Consider the following 20,439-nt stretch of genomic DNA (forward strand, 5'->3'; position numbering starts at 1 on the left):
GGCACCATGTACGCGGGCAACGACGCCGACAGCTCGGTGCGCAGTTCCTGCGGGTCGAGCGCGACCTCCGGGTCGGCGACGACGTAGCCGAGCAGCCGCTGTCCGGTATGCGGGCTCTCGTGCACCGTCACCACGGCCTGCGCCACCCCGGCGCAGGCCAGGAGGGCGGACTCGATCTCACCGAGCTCGATCCGCAGACCGCGAAGCTTGACCTGCGAATCGGCGCGGCCAACGAAGTCCAGGTCACCGTCGGACGTCCAGCGCACCAGGTCGCCGGTGGCATACATCCGGGTGCCTGACTCGCCGAACGGGTTAGCCACGAACTTGCTCGCGGTGAGCTCGGCGCGGTCGTGGTAGCCACGGGCCAGCCCGGCACCGGACAGGTACAGCTCACCGACCACGCCGAGCGCCACGGGCTGCAGGCGTGTGTCGAGCACCACCGCGCTCACACCCGCGATCGGTGCACCGATGGTGATCCGATCGCCTGCCGCAAGCGTGCCGGTCCGGGTGACGACGATGGTGGTCTCGGTCGGACCGTACCCGTTGAAGAACAGCCGGCCCGGTGCCAACCGCGTGACCAGCTCCGGCGGGCAGACGTCACCGCCGACGCCCACCATCTCCAGGTCGGGCAGGTCCTCGGCGCGCATGGTGCCCATCGCCGCCGGCGCGCTGATCAGGTGGCTCACCCGCTGCTCGCGCACCAGTCCCGCGAGTTCGTCGCCGCCGACGACCTCCGGCGGCGCGACCACCATGGTCGCGCCCGCGCTGAACGCGGTCAGCATCTCGAACATCGAGGCGTCGAAGCTGGCCGAGGCCAGGCGCAGCACGCGTGACTGCGCTGTGACCGCCAACTCCTGATGCGAATCCACGGTGAACGCGGACAGCCCGGTGTGGGTGACCACGACGCCCTTGGGCATGCCGGTCGAACCCGAGGTGTAGATCATGTACGCGACGTTGTCCGCGGACAGCGCCGCCGTCCGGTCCCTGTCGGTGACCGTGGTGTCCGCCAGACCCTCGGCCACGTCGCCGTCGAGCTCGAGCCACACGGTGGTGGCGGGCAGCTGTTCGCGTACCCCGGCCGTCGTCAGCCCCAGTGCCGCACCGGAATCGGTGAGGATGTGTTCGATCCGCGCCGCAGGCAACGCCGGGTCCACCGGCACGAATGCCGCGCCGGTCTTGGCGACCGCCCACATCGCGACAACCGACTCGATCGACCGCGGGAACGCCAGCGCAACAAACGTCTCTGGGCCGATACCCCGCGAGATCAGCAACCGTGCAATCCGGTTCGACGTCGCGTCGAGCTCCGCATAGGACAGCTCGATGCCGGACCCGGTCAGCGCGACCGTGCCCGGATCCAGCGCCGCCCCGGTGGCGAGGATGTCCGGCAGCAGCTGCGTCTGCAGCGACGGCACACGGGCGCGGCCCACGATGGTGGCCCGCTCTGCCCCGTCGAGGAGGTCCACCTCGCCGACCACCACGGCCGGATCTGCCACGAGCGTGCCAAGCAGTCGCACGAACCGCTCGGTGAACGCACGCGCCGTCGACTCGTCGAACAGGTCCGCCGCGTACGTCAACGAGCCCAGCAGACCGTCCGCGGAATCCCGGAACGTGAGCTCCAGGTCCAGCTTCGCCACGGAGACGTCCGCCTCGAGCGTCGACACCTCGACACCGGGCAACTCGAACGAGGCCAACCCCTGGTTCTGCAGCGAAAGCGCCACCTGGAACAGCGGCGAATGCGCCTGCGAACGTGGCGGGTTCGCCACCTCGACGACTCGCTCGAACGGCACGTCGGCGTTGCCGAACGCCGCCAGATCGGTGCTCCGGGTCCGGGCCAGCAACTCCGCGAACGTGAGGGTCGGGTCGACCTCGGTGCGCAGCACCAGCGTGTTGACGAACATGCCGACAAGCTCATCCAGCGCGGCCTCACCGCGCCCGGCGATCGGGGTGCCGACGGTGATGTCTGTCGTCCCGCTCAGCCGGGACAGCTGCACCGACAGTGCCGCGTGCAGCACCATGAACAACGTCGACTGTCGCTCGCGAGCCAGGTCCGTCAGCTTCTCCAGGAGCTCCGCACCCAAGGTGAAGTCGGCGCGGGCGCCGCGCATCGACGCCACCGGCGGACGCGGACGGTCCGTCGGCAACTCCAGCACCGCGGGCGCCCCGGCCAACTGCTCGGCCCAATAGCCGAGTTGAACCGCCGCCAACGACTCCGGATCGTCCTCCGACCCGAGCACCTCCCGCTGCCACAACGCGAAGTCCGCGTGCTGCACCGCGAGAGGCGCCCACCCCGGGGCCAGACCCTCGGTCCGCGCCAGGTACGCCACCATCAAATCCCGCGCCAACGGTCCCGCTGAGACGCCGTCCGACGAGATGTGGTGCACCACGAACGCGAAGACGTGCTCGGACTCGGAGAGCCGGAAGAGCTTTGCCCGCAGCGGAATCTCCGCCGACACGTCGAAGCTCTGCGTCACGAATCCGGCCAGCTCGGCCATCAGCGCAGCGGCCGATGCCTCCGCCCGTTCGAGGTCCACTCGCACCTGCTCGACACCCAGGATCAACTGGTACGGGCCCTCGGCCGACTTCGGGAACATCGTCCGAAGCGATTCGTGCCGTGCCAACACGTCACCGACCGCCGCCCGCAGGGCATCGACATCCAGCGTGCCCGACAGCCGCACCGCCACCGGAATGTTGTATGCCACCGACTCCGGATCGAACTGGTTCAGGAACCACATCCGGGACTGCGCCAACGAGAGCGGAATCCGTTCCGGCCGCGGACCCGCCACCAGTGCCGGTCGTCCACCGGAGCCCGCATGATGCTCGAGGGCCACCGCCAGAGCCGCCACCGACGGCGTCTCGAACAGCATCCGCACCGGAACCTGCGTGTCCAGCGCAGCACCCAGTCGCGAGACCACCTGCGTGGCGATCAGCGAGTTGCCACCGAGCTCGAAGAAGTCGTCGTCGACGCCGACCCGCGGCGTCCCGAGCACCTCGGCGAACACGCCTGCCACGATCTCCTCGATCGGCGTCGACGGTGCCCGGAACTCGCGCACCTCGAACACCGGCGCCGGCAACAACTTCCGATCCACCTTGCCGTTGGCGCTGAGCGGCATCCGATCGAGAACCGTCACCGACGACGGCACCATGTACGCGGGCAGCCGCTCCAGCAGCGCCGACCTCAGCTCGTCCACCGAGACGACCGCACCGGGCTTCCCGACCACGTAGCCCACCAATCGGTCGCCCACGTGAGCATCGTTGTGCAGGACCACCACGGACTGCCCGACCGAACCCTGGTCCAGCAGAGCGGCTTCGATCTCGCCGAGCTCGATCCGCTGACCCCGCAGCTTCACCTGGAAGTCCGAACGCCCGACGTACTCGAGTTCGCCCGAGTCATTCCAGCGGACCAGGTCGCCGGTGCGGTACATCCGCTCACCGGGCGCCCCGAACGGGCTCGCCACGAACCGGTCGGCGGTCAGTCCGAACAGGCCCCCGTAACCTCGGCCGACACCGACCCCGCCGATGTAGAGCTCACCCTCCACCCCTGCAGGGACCAGCCGCATCCGACGGTCCAGCACGAACAGGCCGATATCGGCGATCGGACGCCCGATCGGCACCCCGGAGACATCGGTGACCGAGGCGTCGAAGAAGGAGACCACGTCCGAGGCTTCCGTCGGCCCGTAGCTGTTCACCACCCGCAGACCCGAGTTCATCAGCTCGGTGAGCTTGCCGAGCCGGATCGCCTCGCCACCGAGGAACACCGAATCCAGCCCGGCCAGCACCCCGTCCGTGTCGCTGTCGACGAGCGCCTCGAACGCGCTCGGCGACATGTTCGCCGCCGCGACGGCACCGGCGCCGACGATCCGCAGGATGTCCAGCGGGTCGAAGCCGTCCGAGGCGAGGTGAACCGTGCGCCCCTCGCTCAGCGCGGCCCACACGTTCTTCTGGGTCAGGTCGAAGCTCGGCGACGACGCGATCAGCAGCCCGCCGTCCGCCGGTAGTTCGCGCCGGTACCAGGCGAGGGTGTTCTCGATGCCCGCCATCGGCACCAGCGTCGGCTTCGGCTTGCCCGTCGACCCCGACGTCGAGATCACGTAGCCAACACGCTGACCCGCACCCGGCTCCCGCCACCGATCGACCGGACGCTCCGCGTCGCCATCCGGTGCCGCGAACTCGTCCAGCGCGACGACCGCGACCGGCAGCTCCCGGGCGGTCTCGCTCACCACGCACCGGGCACCGGTGCCCGCGACAACGGACTCGACCCGCTCCGCCGGGTAGGTCGGATCGACCGGCGCATAGGCGGCACCCGCCTTCCACACCGCCAGCATCGCGACGATCCACTCCACCGACCTCGGCAGCACCAGCGCCACCACGTCGTCGGCGCCGACACCCAGTCGGGTCAGCTCCACGCACAACGCGGTCGAACGCTCGTCGAGCTCCGCGTAGGTCATCGATTCGTCACCGGTTGTCACCGCGACGGTGTCGGGGCGGCGGTCCGCCCAGTCACCGAACAGCGAGACAGGCGACCGATCCTCGGCGTCGGCCGGGCGGCCGCGCGACCATCCCAGCACGCGGGCCTGCTCGGCGCCGTCGACGATCTCGACATCGCCGACCGCGACGGACAGGTCCGCGATCATCGCGGACAGCACCCGCCGGAACCGGTCCGCGAACGAGGCGATCGTCGCCTCGTCGAACAGGTCTGTCGCGTACTCGAATTCGGCAAACAGTCCGTCTCCGGCCGCCACGCCCTCGGACATCGTCAGCTGCAGGTCGACCTTCGAGGTCGCGGCGTCGTGGTCGACCGCGGAGACCGTGAGGCCCGGCAACTCGAAGGTGGTCTGTGCCAGGTTCTGGAACACCAGCATCACCTGGAACAGCGGGTGCCGGGACTGCGAACGGGCCGGGTTCAGCACCTCGACCAGCCGCTCGAACGGCACATCCGCGTGCCCGAAGGCCTGCAGATCGATCTCCCGTGCGCGCGTCAGCAGCTCGGCGAGGGACTCGGCCTGGTCCAGTTCGGTTCGCAGCACCAGTGTGTTGACGAACATGCCGACGAGGTCGTCGAGCGCCGCGTCACCGCGCCCGGCCACCGGGGTGCCGATGGCGATGTCGTCGGTGCCGGACAGCCGCGACAGGAGCACGGCCAAGGCCGCGTGCACGACCATGAACAGCGTGACGTTGTTTTCCCGCGCCACCCGGTTCAGCCCGAGCTGCAGGTCGGCGTCGAGGGTGAAGCGGTGGCGAGCACCGCGGTAGGACGCAGTGCCCGGGCGCGGCCGGTCCGCCGGCAGGATCAGCTGATCCGGCAGACCGTCCAGTGCGACCCGCCAGTGCGCGAGCTGACCGGCGATCAGCGACGTCGGATCGTCCTCGGAGCCGAGGACCTCACGCTGCCACAGCGCAAAATCCGCGTACTGCACGGCCAACGGTGACCAGGTCGGCGCCGCACCGAGGCAGCGGGCTGCGTAGGCGACCATCACGTCGCGGGCCAGCGGTCCCATGGAGAACCCGTCGGCCGCGATGTGGTGCACGACGACGACGAGCAGGTGGTCGGTCTCGGAGAGCTCGAACAGTTGCGCCCGTACCGGAACACCGGACGTGACGTCGAATCCGGCCGAGGCGACCTCGGTCAGTGCCTGGATCAGCACATCAGGTGTGAGCGTCCGGGAACCGAGTTCGATTCCGGCCTCGACAGACCCGAGGATCCGCTGCTGCGGACCGTCGTCGGAGTCCGGGAAGACGGTACGCAACGACTCGTGCCGCTCGAGCACGTCCCCGAGTGCTGCCTGCAGCGCCGCGGAATCCAACTCGCCGGTCAACCGCAGGGCGATGGGCACGTTGTATGCCGCCGACTCCGGGTCGAACCGGTTCAGGAACCACATCCGTTGCTGTGCAAGCGACAACGGGAGTCGCACCGGTCGCGGACCGGCCACCAATGCGCGCCGCCCACCCGAACCCGCGTGCCGTTCCACCGCGACCGCGAGGGCACCGACAGTCGGTGCCTCGAACAGCACCCGCACCGACAGCTGCGCGTTGAGCGCAACCCCAAGACGCGAGACCACCTGCGTCGCGACCAGCGAGTTGCCACCGAGGGCGAAGAAGTCGTCGTCGACGCCGACCCGCTCCACCTCGAGCACCGCGGAGAAGACACCGGCAACGATCTCCTCGATCGGCGTCGACGGCGCGCGGAAGACGGCGGCCTCGAAGCTCGGTACCGGCAGCGCCTTCCGGTCCAGCTTGCCGTTGACGGTGACCGGCAGCGCGTCGAGGACGAGCACCTGCGCCGGCACCATGTACGACGGCAACGGTCCGGCCAGCTCGTCGCGCAGCGCCTGCGGGTCGAGCGCGACCCCCTCTTCCCCGACGACGTAGCCGAGCAGTCGGTCCCCCGTGTGCGGATCGTGGTGCAGCACCACGACCGCCTGGGCCACGCCCGCGCAACCCACCAGGGCGGCCTCGACCTCACCGAGTTCGATGCGCAGTCCGCGCAGCTTGACCTGGGAGTCGGCGCGGCCGATGAAGTCGAACTGACCGTCGGCGGTCCAGCGCACCAGGTCGCCGGTGGCATACATCCGGCTGCCGGGTGCCCCGTGCGGGTTCGCCACGAAGCGGCCTGCCGACAGACCCGCCCGGTCGTGGTAGCCGCGGGCCAGACCGGCGCCCGACAGATAGAGCTCACCCACGACACCCACCGGCACCGGACGCAAGCGCGCGTCGAGGACGGCCGCACCCGCGCCCCCGATCGGGGCGCCGATGGTGATCCGGTCACCGGGCGACAACGGTTCGGTGGACGTGATGACGATGGTGGTCTCGGTGGGGCCGTAGCAGTTGAAGAAGCGCCGCCCCGGCGCGAGCCTCGTCATCAGCTCCGGCGGGCACACGTCGCCGCCGACCATCACGGAGCGCAGGTCGGGCAGGTCTCGCGTGTCCATGGTGCCGAGCACCGCGGGCGCGGTGAGGACGTGGCTGACCCGCTCCTCACGCAGGAGTGTCGCGAGTTCGTCGCCGCCGAGCACTTCGGGCGGGGTGATCACCATCGTCGCACCGGCGCTGAACGCGGCCAGCATCTCGAACACCGAGGCGTCGAAGCTGGCGGACGACAGGCGGAGCACCCGCGACTCGGGTTCGAGGCCGACCTCGGGGCGGGTGTCCGCGCAGAACGCGGCGAGCCCGGTGTGGGTCACCTCGACACCCTTCGGGGTGCCCGTCGACCCGGAGGTGTAGATCATGTAGGCCACGTTTGCCACGGTCAGGGCGGCGGTCCGATCGAGGTCGGTGACCGGGGTGTCCAGTCGCGAGGACTCCTCGCGCAGCACCTCGTCGTCGTCGAGCACCAGCCACTCGACGCCGCCGGGCAGCGCGCCGCGGGTGCGCGCGACCGTCATGCCGAGGGCCGCGCCGGAATCGGCGAGGATGTACTCGATCCGGGCGGTCGGGAGGGCGGGGTCGACGGGAACGAAGGCCGCACCGGTCTTGGCGACGGCCCAGAACGCGAGCAATGCCTCGACCGAGCGCGGGAACGCCATCGCCACGAAGGTCTCGGGACCGATTCCCCGTGAGATCAGTACCCGCGCAAGGCGGTTCGAGCGTCCGTCGAGCTCCGCGTAGGACGTCTCGACCCCGTGGAGGGTCAGCGCCGCCGCCGCAGGATCCACGGCCGCGCCGGTGGTGAGGATCTCGGGCAGCAGCCGGGTCCGCGGCATCTGCGCGACGGCGCGCTCGGCGAGCAACGCCCGCTCGGTTCCGCCGAGCAGGTCGACCTCGCCGACGACAGTCGACGGGTCGGCGACGACGGAGCCCAGTACCCGCACCAGCCGGTCGACGAACCGACGTGCGGTGGCCTCGCCGAACAGGTCCGCAGCGTAGGTCAGCGAACCGGCCATGCCCTCGTCGCTCTCGCGGAAGGTCAGTTCCAGATCGACCTTGGCGACGTCGATGCCCGGATCGAGCATCGACACCCGCACGTCCGGCAGCTCGAGCGAGCCGACACCCTGGCTCTGCAGCGACAGCGCCACCTGGAACAGCGGCGAGTACGACTGCGACCGAGGCGGATTCGCGATCTCGACGACCCGCTCGAACGGCACGTCGGCGTTCCCGTACGCGGCCAGGTCGACCGCACGGGTGCGGGCCAGCAGGTCCGCGAAGGTCAGCTCGGGGTCGACCTCGGTCCGCAGCACCAGCGTGTTGACGAACATCCCGACCACGTCGTCCAGCGCCGCCTCGCCGCGACCGGCGATCGGGCTGCCCACGGTGATGTCGGTGGTCCCGCTCAGCCGCGCCAACTGCACCGACAGTGCCGCGTGCAACACCATGAAGAGAGTCGCGCTCTGCTCGAGCGCCAGCTCGCGCAGCCGGTCGGTCAGATCCGCATCGACGGCGAAGTCGACGCGGGCGCCCCGGTACGAGGCCACCGCCGGACGGGGACTGTCTGCGGGCAGCTCGAGCACGGCCGGCGCCCCGGCCAGCCGGTCGGCCCAGTACGCGAGCTGGACCGAAGCCTGCGAGGCGGGGTCGTCCTCCGACCCGAGCACCTCCCGCTGCCACAGCGCATAGTCCGCGTACTGCACCGGCAACGGCTCCCAGTTCGGATGCTCGCCACTGGTGCGGGCCGTGTACGCGGTCAACAGGTCCCGGGCCAACGGCAGCGTCGAGAACCCGTCGGCACTGATGTGGTGGATAACCAGGACCAGCACGTGGTCGACGGGATCGAGCCGGAAGATGCCGCCCCGCAGCGGAACCGCGGCGGTCACGTCGAATCCGCCGGACACCAGGCCGGCGATCGCGGCCGGCAGCGCGGCCTCGCCGTCGACCTCGACCGGGGTGAGCGGGATCGTCACCTCGGCCGCAGGCAGGATCGACTGCCGCGGACCGCGATCGGAATCCGGGAACACCGTGCGGAGCGATTCGTGCCTGGCGATGACATCGTGCACGGCGGCGGCGAGGGCCACCGTGTCAAGCGCGCCGGTCAGTCGCACAGCCAGCGGAATGTTGTACACCGCGGACTCGGGGTCGTAGCGGTTGAGGAACCACATCCGCTGCTGCGCCAACGACAGCGGGATCGTCTCCGGCCGCTCTCGACCCGCCAATGCGATTCGGTCCGAGACCTCGTGCGTGTCGACCAGCGCCGCGAGACCGGCAACGGTGGAGCTGCCGAAGATCTCCCGGACACGGAGCCCGGTGCCCGCGGCCGCGTTGAGCCGAGCGACAACCTGGGTGGCGCTGAGCGAGTTGCCGCCGAGCGCGAAGAAGTCGTCGTCCGCGCCGACCCGCTCGCTCCCGAGCACCTCGGCGAAGATGTCGGCCACCACCTGCTCGGTGGCCGTGCGCGGCGGCAGGTACTCGCGTACCTCGAACACCGGTGCAGGCAACGCCTTCCGATCGAGCTTGCCTCCCGGCGTCAACGGCACCGCCTCGAGCACCGTCACCGATGCGGGCACCATGTACTCCGGCAACCGATCGCGCACGAAGGTCGTCAACGCGGAGGCCTCGACCGGGGCACCCGCCCGCGGCAACACGTACGAGACCAACGACCGGCCGCCGGCCGGGCCGTCGAATCCGACCGTCGCCGCGAAATCGACGTCCGGGTGCGCGGACAGCACGGCGTCGATCTCACCCAACTCGATCCGGTGACCCCGGATCTTCACCTGGGCATCGGTCCGTCCGAGGTACTCGAGGGTCCCCTCCCGAGACCACCGCACCAGGTCACCCGTCCGGTACAGCCGCGACCCCGCCGCGCCGAACGGGTTGGCAACGAACCGCTCCGCGGTCAGCTGCAGCCGCGCGTGGTAGCCACGCGCCAGCCCGACTCCCGACAGATAGAGCTCTCCCGCGACGCCGACCGGCACCGGGTGAAGCCGGGCGTCCAGCACCACGACGTCGGTGCCAACGACGGGACCACCCAGCACCACCGGCCGACCCGCGACCATCGGGTCCGAGTGCACCGCGACGACCGTCGACTCGGTCGGCCCGTATGCGTTGAACATCCGTCGGCCCGGCGCCCACCGCTCGACCAGTGAGGCCTCGCAGGCGTCACCACCGACGACGACGACCTCGAGCTGCTCGAGCCCGGCCGGGTCGACGGTGGCAAGGGCCGCGGGGGTCACGAACGCGTGTGTCACCCGCTGCCCGCGCAGCAGGTCGGCGAGGGCTTCGCCGCCGTAGACGTGTGTCGGGGCCACCACCATCGTGGCCGCGCCGCCCACCGCGAGCATCAGCTCCAAGACGGACGCGTCGAAGCTGGGCGACGCGAAATGCAGTGTCCGTGAATCGGTCCGCACCCCGTAGCGGCCGCGCTGATCGTCGGCGAAGGCACGTAGGCCTGCGTGGCTGACCACGACGCCCTTCGGGACCCCGGTGGAGCCGGAGGTGTAGATGACGTACGCCGGGTTCTCCGGCCGCAGTGCACCCAGCCGATCTCCGTCGGCGACCTGCGCCGACGACCTGGCCTCGATGCGCTCGACCGCCGCCGCGTCGTCGAGCACCAACCAGTCCACGGAATCGCTCAGTGCGGGACGGTTCCGTCCGACGGTCACACCGACCACAGCACCCGAATCCGAGAACATGTGCTCGATCCGCTCGGCCGGATAGGTCGGATCCACCGGCAGGAACGCGGCACCGGTCTTCGCCACCGCCCACACGGTGGTGACCGATTCGATCGACCGTTCGAGGGCCACCGCCACGCACGACTCGGGGGCGACGCCCATGCCGATCAGTTCGCGCGCAACACGATTCGAGCGTGCATCCAACTCGGCATAGGACAGAGCTGTCCCCTCGAACACCAGCGCGTGCCCGTCGGGGTTGGCCGCGACGGCGTCGGCCAGCAGGGACGCCAGGGTCGATGCGGGCAGCTCGAGGCGCGAGGGGGCTCCGCCCAGCTCCAGCAGCGACGCCCGCTCGGCCGCATCGAGGATCTCGATGTCGCCGACGGGCGCCGCGGGAGTGCGCACCGCGGCGGTGAGGATCCGCAGGAAACGCTCGGCGAAGGCAACCACGGTCTGCTCGTCGAACAGGTCGGTGGCGTAGACGAACTCGGCAGCCGCGCCCTCGGCGTCCAGCAGTTCACTGACCGTCAATTGCAGGTCGAATTTGGCAACCCCGACGTCGAGCGGCTCCCGCCCGATCTGCAGTCCTGGCAGGGCGAACCCGTCCACGGGCAGGTCCTCGAAGGCAAAGACCACCTGGAACAGCGGGTGGTGCGCGGTGGAACGGGCCGGTGCGGCGATCTCCACCAGACGCTCGAACGCCACGTCCGCATGCCCGAACGCGGCGAGGTCGACCGCGCGGACCTCGCTGACCAGCTGGTCGAACGAGCGCGCCCCGCCCACCTCGGTGCGCAGCACCAGGGTGTTGACGAACATGCCGACCACGTCGTCGAGGGCGGACTCGCCGCGGCCCGCGACCGGGGTGCCGATGGCGATGTCGGTGGACTCGCTCAACCGGGCGAGCAACACCGCCAATGCCGCGTGCAGCACCATGAACGGCGTGGCGTTGGCGTGCCGCGCGATCTCTCGGACCCCGTGGTAGACATCTGCGTCGATGGTGAAGGGCACCGCGGCGCCCCGGTAGCTCGGCGTCGGGGGGCGGCGGTGGTCGTGTGGCAGCGCCAGCAGGTCCGGCATGCCCGCCAGTCGTTGCGACCAGTACCCGAGCTGGCGTGCGACCAGCGACTGCGGGTCCGATTCCGATCCGAGGATCTCCTGCTTCCACAACGCGTAGTCCGCGTACTGGACCTCCAGCGGCTCCCACCCCGGCGCCACTCCGTGCGCGCGGGCACCGAAGGCGACCATCACGTCACGCGCAAGGGCCTGCATCGACCAGGCGTCGATGCTGATGTGGTGCACCACCATCGAGAGCACGTGTTCGTCGGCCGCAACCCGGAACAGGCGCAGGCGCACCGGTGGCGCTGCGGTGACGTCGAACCCGCCGGCCATCTCGGCGAGGAGTCGATCCGCGAGCTCCGCCGGTGTCACCGCAACGAGAGGCAGCTCGGCATCGGTGCCGCCCGCGGAGAGGATCACCTGGCTGGGGCCGTCGAGCGAATCCGGGTACCGGGTGCGAAGCGACTCGTGCCGCCCCACCACGTCCGCGATCGCCGCCCGCAGCGCCTCGATGTCGAGCGTGCCGCTCAACCGCAGCGCGACCGCGACGTTGTACGCACCGGAGTCCGTGTCGAACTGGTTGAGGAACCACATCCGAGACTGAGCCGGCGACAACGGGATCCGCTCCGGCCGCTCCGCCCGGACCAGCGGTCGGCGCGTACCCGTTCCTACGGCGTCGTCCAGTGCCGCGGCCAGCGCCGACACCGTCGGCGACTCGAACAGATCCCGCACGCTCACCCGCACGCCCAGCTCCGAGTCGAGCCGCGCGAGCAGACGCGTGGCGAGCAACGAGTTGCCGCCGAGGTCGAAGAAGTTGTCGGACGCGCCGACCCGAGGCTTCCCGAGCAACTCCGCACAGATCCGCGCGACCACGATTTCGGTGGCCGTCGCGGGGGCGACGAACTCCGCGCCCGCGAACTCGGGTTCCGGCAGCGCCTTCCGGTCCAACTTGCCGTTGGCGTTCAGCGGGAGTTCGTCGAGTACGACCAGCACCGACGGCACCATGTAGGCCGGCAGGTCACGCCCGACGGCCTCGAGGACTGCCGCCTGGTCGATCTCGGCGCCCGGTGCCGGCACCAGGTAGCCGGCGAGGAACTCGCCGCCCGCACCCCCACGCAGGGTGACCACGGCCTGACCGACCTCGTCGGCAGCGGTGAGCGCGGACTCGATCTCGCCGAGCTCGATGCGCTGACCCCGAAGCTTCACCTGGAAGTCCGAGCGGCCGATGTATTCCAGGTTGCCGTCGCCGTTCCAGCGCACCAGGTCGCCGGTGCGGTACATCCGAGCGCCCGCATCCCCGAACGGGTTCGCAACGAATCGATCCGCCGTCAGGCCGAATCGCCCGCCGTAGCCACGGCCGACACCGACACCGCCGACATAGAGCTCACCCACGACACCCGCAGGGACGAGCCGCATCCGGCTGTCGAGCACGAACAGGTCCAGGTTCGCGATCGGCGAGCCGATCGGCACGCCGGTGAGGTCCGAGGCGGACGCCGCGTGGCTCGAGACCACGTCCGAGGCTTCCGTCGGACCGTAGCTGTTGACCACGTGCAGCCCGGAACTCATCAGCGCCGCAATCTTGCCGACCCGGATCGGCTCGCCACCGAGAACGACCATGTCGAGCCCGGACAGGACGCCGTCGACGTCGCTGTCCACGACCGCCTCGAACGCGCTCGGCGACATGTTCGCCAGCGCCACACCACCGTTGCCGACGATCCGCAAGATGTCCCACGGGTCGAAGCCGTCCGCCGCGAGGTGGATCGTGCGCCCGTCGGTCAGGGCCGCCCACACGTTCTTCTGGGTCAGGTCGAAGCTCGGCGAGGACGCGACGAGCAGCCCACCCTCGGACGGCAGCTCGCGGCGGTACCACGCGAGGGTGTTCTCGATGCCCGCCATCGGCACCAGCGTCGGCTTCGGCTTGCCCGTCGACCCCGAGGTGGAGATGACGTAGCCCAGCCGCTGCCCCGCCCCCGACTCACGCCACCGGTCGACCGGACGGTCTGCAACCGGCTCGGTCTCCGCGAAGGCGTCCATCGCCACGACCGAGACCGGCAGGTCCCGCGCCGATTCGGTCAGCGCGCACCGTGCGCCGGTGTCGGTGAGGATCGACTCGATCCGCTCCGCCGGGTAGGTCGGATCGATCGGCGCGTACGCCGCGCCTGCCTTCCAGACCGCCAGCATCGCCACGACCCACTCCACCGACCGGGGCAGCAGCAACGCCACCACGTCGTCCGCACCGATGCCGAGCCCTGTCAGTGCGAGAGACACCGCCGTCGAACGGTCGTCGAGTTCTGCGTAGGTCACCGACCGGTCGCCCGCGACCACCGCGGCGTGGTCGGGGCGATGGTGCGCCTGCGCCGCGAACAAGGCCACAGGGGAGAGCTGTTCGGCGGCCACCCGGTCGCCGCGCGACCACCCGAGCATCCGCTCCCGCTCACCCTCGGCGAACAGGTCGATCTCCCCGACCGCGAGGTCGGGCCGGGTCGCCATGGTCTCGAGGATCCGGACCAACCGGTCGACGAGCACCGTCGCCTCGGCCCGGTCGAAGGACTGCGGTGCGAACCGCAGACTCAGGCGCAGCTGCGGGTCGAGGATCGAGGTCAACGTGAGTGCGAAGTGGGTCGCGTCCTGCGCGTCGAGGTCGAGCACCCGCATTCCGCCGATGTCGGTGTTCTCGTCGAACCCGGACTTGTCCATCGGGTACGACTCGAAAACCGTCAGGGTGTCGAACAGCTCGCCCACTCCGACTGCCGCCTGGATGTCACCGAGCCCGATGTGGTGGTGATCGAGCAGGTCCGCCTGATCGCCCTGCAGGCGCGACAGGAAGTCCGCCACCGCCTCGTCGGGGTCGATCTGCACCCGCACGGGCACGGTGTTGATGAACAGGCCGAGCATCGACTCGACGCCGGTCAGCTGCGGCGGGCGCCCGGACACGGTGGCACCGAAGGTGACGTCACCACGCGAGAGCAACCGGGCCAGCAGCAGACCCCACGCCGCCTGGACCACGGTGTTCACCGTCACCCCGCGCGCACGGGCCATGCGTCCCATACCGTCGACCAGCTCGTCGGGTAGCTCGACGAGCAGTTCCTCGGGCAGCGGTCCCTGCTCCCCCGGCAACCGGGTGGGTGCGATCAGGGTCGGTTCGGTCACCCCGTCGAGCGCACGCGCCCAGGCGGCGCGGGCGGCGTCGTCGTCGGACTCGGCCAGCCAGGCGAGGTAGTCCCGGTACGAACGGGGCCGGGCGAGGTCGGCGACGTCGGCTCCGGCGGCGTAGGAGACGAGCAGTTCACGCACCAGCAGCGGCATCGACCAGCCGTCGAGGACGATGTGGTGGTTGGTGATGGCGAGGACGTACCGGTCGGCTGCCATGCGGATCAGCAGGATCCGAAGGAGCGGCGGGTGGTCCATCTGGAACCGGGCGATCCGCTCGTCGTCGAGCAGCTTCTGCAGGCGGACCTCCTGCTCGTGCTCGGACAGTGCCCGCACGTCCACCTCGCGCCACGGCACGTCGACGTTCTCGTGGACGATCTGCACAGGGGTGCCGTCCTCGGCGTACCCGAACCCGGTGCGGAGATTCTCGTGTCGGCGAACCAGATCTGTTGCTGCCGAACGCAACCGGCTCGAATCAACGACACCCGCCAGGCTCAGTCGCAGCTGCGCGGTGTACACGTCCACCGTCTGCTCGGCGAGTTCGGCGTGGAAGAGCAGGCCGCGCTGCAGCGGCGAGAGCGGCCACACGTCGGACAGCAGCGGGTGCCGGCTCTCCCACCGCTCGATCTCGCTCTGGCCCACCCGGACCAGCGGGAAGTCCGAGGGCGTGAACCCGCCCGCGGCGGGCTGCTCGGCGTGCGCCGCGAGCCCCACCAGGGCTCGCTGCCACAGGCCGGCGAGCTCGGCGACGTCGTCGGCGGTCAGCACCCCGGTGGGGAACGCGAAGGTCGCCGAGAGCCGCGGCCCGTCGACTCCGTCGTCGACCACCGCGTTGACGTCCACCACCGCCCCGACGGTCAGGTCGGAACCGCTCGCGGCGTTGAGGTCCGGTGCGTCCGGGTCCGGGATCCACCCGAGTCCCCGCATCGACTCGGGCACCTGGGCCGCGCCGGTGCGTCCGAGATAGTTGAAACTGACCTGAGGCACGCGCAATGACGCGAGGACCGGAGAGGTCTCCTCGTCGAGATACCGCAGCACGCCGAACCCGACACCACGACTCGGAACCGCGTGCAGTTGCTCCTTGACGGCCTTCATCACTGCGCCCGCGGCGTCGCCCCCGTCGACGGCGTCGGCGAGATCCACCCCTGCCAGGTCCACACGCACCGGGAACAGGCTGGTGAACCAACCCACCGTCCTCGACAGGTCCGCACCGGCGACGGCCTCGTCCTCGCGACCGTGGCCCTCGAGGTTCAGCAGGAGGGAGGGCAACTCGAGCCCGCGATCCCGGCGCCACACCGACACCGCCACGGCGAGTGCGGAGATCAGCCCCTCGCTGACTCCGCAGCGGAAGGCTCCTGGCAGGGTGGTCAGCAGGGATTCGGTGACGGCGGTGGTCAGCTCCACCCGTACCCGGCCTGCGGTCTTCACCGTGTCCAGTTCCGGGTCGAGGTCCCGGGTACCGAGCGCCGGGTCCGGGCCCGAGAGAACATCCGTCCAGTAGTCCATTTCGCCTGCGAACGTCTTCGCGGTGGCGGAATCGGCAACGCCGTGGGCCCACCTGCGCAGCGAGGTCCCGATCGGCGCGAGTTCCGGGGTGGCGCCGGCGGCCGCCTGCATCCACGCCTGCGCGAGGTCCGGCACGAGGGTGCGCCAGGACACCCCGTCGACGACGAGGTGGTGGGCGACTACAAGGAGTCGGTCCGCAGATTCCGTTGTCAGCCATACGAACTGGACCATGACTCCGCCGGCGGGGTCGAGCCGGCCCGCGGCCGTCTCGCACTCGTCGAGCAGGGCTTCGGCCATGCCTGCCGGGGCGACGGTGACCCTGCGCAGCAGTCGTTCCGGGTCGAGCGAGTCGGCCCGGGTCTCGAAGACCCAGCCATCGCCGTCAGGACGGAACCGCGCGCGCAGCGCGTCGTGGCGATCGGTCAGCGCGGCGACGGCGGCGGTCAGCGAGGCGTGGTCGACGCCGTCGGGCAGGGTCAGGGCGATCGCCTGGAAGAACGTGCCAGGGCCGCCGCGGTCGAGCATCGAGTGCACGATCGGCGTCAACGGCACCGTTCCGATGCCCCCGCCTGCGAGCTCCTCGAGCGCAGCGCTCTCCGTGCCCTCCACCTGGACCGCGACCTTCGCGATCTCGGCAATTGTCTTGCGCTCGAAGACGTCCCGCGCCGAGAACCGCAGTCCACGCTCCTTGGCCCGCGCGACGAGCTGGATGGCGATGATGCTGTCACCGCCGACCGCGAAGAAGGAATCGTCGACACCGATGCGCTGGACGCCGAGCAGCTCCGACACCACCTCCGCGATCAGCTTCTCGGCCTCGGTGACCGGTTCGCGGTACTCCGCCGCGGCGGTGCCGAACACGGGGATGGGCAACGCGCGCCGATCCAGTTTGCCCGCGGTGGTCAACGGGACGCGGTCGATCACCATCACCGCGGACGGCAGCATGTGACCGGGGAGGAACTCCCCCGCGCGGGTGATGACAGCGGCCGGATCCACGGCGTGACCGGTCCGGGGACGCACGTAGGACACCAGCGCGATCGCGCCGTTGCTGCGCTCGTGCGCGATGGTGACCGCGAAGTCGATCCCGTCCTGCGACGTCAACGCGGCGTCGATCTCGCCGAGCTCGATCCGGAAACCGCGGATCTTGACCTGATGGTCGGCGCGTCCGACGAACATCAGCTCGTGATCGGGCGTCCACCTGACCTCGTCGCCGGTCCGGTACATCCGAGAACCGGGCTCCGCGAAGGGATTCGCGACGAAACGATCGGAGGTCAGACCCCGCCGCTCGTGGTATCCGCGGGCCAGCGCCGGGCCGGCCAGGTACAGCTCACCGACGGCCCCCACCGGCACCGGACGGAGCAGGCGATCGAGCACCAGCGCACTCGCACCCTGGATCGGCCCACCGATGGTGATCCGATCGTGCACCGAGAGCGGGCGTCCGGTCGTGATGACGATCGTCGTCTCGGTCGGGCCGTAGCTGTTGGTGAACCTGCAGACGTCGGCGAACTTCTCGACCAGGTCCGGGGTGCAGACGTCGCCACCCACGACCACCGCTTGCAGGTCGACGAGACCCTTCGGGTCGACCGACCCGAGCACGGTCGGCGCCGAGATGATGTGCGTGACCCGCTCCGATCGCAGCAGGTCCACGAGGTCCTCGCCGCCGTACACCTCGGGCGGGGCGACCACCATCGCGGCGCCGGCGGTGAAGGCCTGCAGCATCTCGAAGACCGAGGCGTCGAAGCTGGCGGACGAGAAACGCAGCACCCGGGACTCGGACGTGATGTCCAACTCCTGCCGCGCCGCGGCCGCGAAGTTGACGAGGCCGGCGTGGGTGACCACCACACCCTTCGGCAGCCCCGTCGATCCCGAGGTGTAGATGACGAACGCCGGGTTCCCGGTGCGCAGCGGACGTCGCCGGTCCTCGTCGGTGACCGGATCCGTCGACAGCACCGAGTACCGGGCGATCGTCTCCTCGTCGTCAGTGACCAGCCAGTCGACCGAGGACGGCAACACACCGCGCTGCGCCGCCGTGGTGAGCCCGACCAGGACGCCGGAGTCGGTGACCATGTGCAACTTGCGATCGACGGGAAGTTCCGGGTCGATGGGCAGGAAGGCCGCACCGGACTTCGCCACGGCCCACACGGCCACGAGCGCCTCGACCGACCTGACAAAGGAGAGGGCCACGAACGACTCCGGGCCGACGCCGCTGTCGATCAGCAGCCGGGCGAGCTGGCTGGACCGGGCATCGAGTTCGCGGTAGCTGACCCGATCGTCGCCTGCGAGGATCGCGAGGCCGTCCGGATTCACCGTCGCGCCGTCCGCGAACAGGTCCGGCAGCAGGCGGGCATCGGAGCCCGCCGGCCCGCGCAGCGGCACCAACTCCGCGCGCTCGTCGTCGTGCAGCACGTCCAGGTCGGACACCAGCGCGGCACCATCGGCCGCGGCGAACTGCGTGAGGTACTCCAGGAACCGCGCGTGGTGCCCGTCCAGGTCCTCGGCGGTGTACAGGTTCGGGTTCGCCTCGAAGTCGATGTGGGGTCGGCTCCCGGCGACGCTCGGATAGATGTTGACGGACAGGTCCTCGACCGGACCGGTGGTCAGGACCCGCATCCGCCCGGTCAGTGCGCCAAGACGGATCTCGCTGTGGAACATCATGACGTTGATGGCGGGACCGAAGAATCCACGCTGCCCAGCACCGGAGCCGAGTCCGCGCCGGATGTCCTCGTGGCGGAAGCGCTGGTGTCGCAGCGCCCCGGTCAGTTCCAACTGCACCTGGGAGACGAGGTCCGAGACGGTCGTGCCGTTGCCGACCTGGACCCGCAGCGGGATCACGTTGGAGACCATGCCGCCGGATCGGCGCATCCGCGCGGTCGTCCTGGCCGACACGGGCAGGCTCAGCGCGACATCACTCTCTCCGGTCAGCCGGGAGAGGAAGGCCGCCACCGCCGCGATGGCGGTCGGCGTGAACTGGGAGTCCTGTCCCTCCATGGCTGCCGCGGTTGCCGCGGCCATCGGTCCGCCCGCCACCAGCGAGAAGGCGCCGACCGCCGCGGTGCTGGCGGCGAGGCTGATCGGCTCGGGCAGGTCCTGGGTCCGCTCCATCCAGTACTCGCGGTCCTTGGCGAACCGGGTGGACTCCCGGTAGCGAGCCTCGTCCTCGCAAATCTCACGGACGGGGCTGGCCGTGTGCTCGGCAGCAGGCCTGCCCTCGGCTGCCGCCGTGTACAGCTCGGCCACGCGGTTCATGTACGTCATCGCGCCGAACCCGTCGAGCGCGATGTGGTGGATGCGGGCGTACCAGTAGTAGTGGTCCGCCCCGAGCCGCAGGACGGCGGACTCGATCAACCGGTCCGTCAGCAGGTCGATCGGAGCGCTGTACTCGGCGCGCATCCAGTCCTCGGCCGCCTGGGCCGGATCAGCCGCGGACCGCAGGTCGATGACCTTCATCTGGTCGTTGAGCGTCTCGTCGACGACCTGCGCGGGCTCGCCGTCACGTTCGACGATCCGCAGCATCCCGGTGCCCATCTCCCGCGAGCCCAGTGCCCCCGCCGCTCGCAGCGTCTCGACGTCGAGGTCACCGACCACCTCGACGCACTGGGCGATGGTGATCGGCACGTCCGGCAGCAGGTGCTGCGCAAACCAGATCCCGCGCTGCGCAGCCGACAGCGGGAACGCCTCGACACCGCGGTCCGCATCCAGCTGCGAATGCGAGTGACGGGCATCGGACTCACGGACAGCGTCGCGTGCAGGAACCACGGGTAGAACCTCTCGAGATGATTGCTAAGCCCGAAGAGACTCGGCGATTAGGCAAGTGTCCAGTTGATGGGGCGATGCGTGGGGCTATGTGTGGTTTGCGGCGGGGTCCTTACAGTGCCGATGGCGAGTGCTGGGCACGCGAATTGTGCACGCGGATCGGCGCGTGTCTTTGCGGGAGACTACGAGACACCGCGGACATCGCGCATGCAAATGGTCCAATTATCCGACAAATAGCCCGATGGCCTTGCGATCGGTTCGATATCGAATCGATGCAGGTCAACGTGCCACAAGGCGGCGAACAACTGTTCTTCGACAGGCATTCTGCCGGAGTCCGAAACCGCGAACTATACACTCCTTCCCGCACGAGGACCGCGCCGATCGACGTCGGCGCGGGCGGCACACTCGGCGCCGTCAGCTTAGAATCGACGGCGACCCAATC

At 70.1% G+C, this 20,439-nt stretch carries 1 protein-coding gene; it reads right to left on the bottom strand.

The features are described 5' to 3' along the window. A partial coding sequence (locus tag ACWFRB_RS11945) for a non-ribosomal peptide synthase/polyketide synthase (RefSeq protein ID WP_452641214.1) occupies positions 1 to 20,000 on the bottom strand: 20,000 nt, incomplete at its 3' end. Positions 20,001 to 20,439 lie beyond the last annotated feature (439 nt).

This window comes from Rhodococcus sp. NPDC055112, from assembly GCF_053607505.1.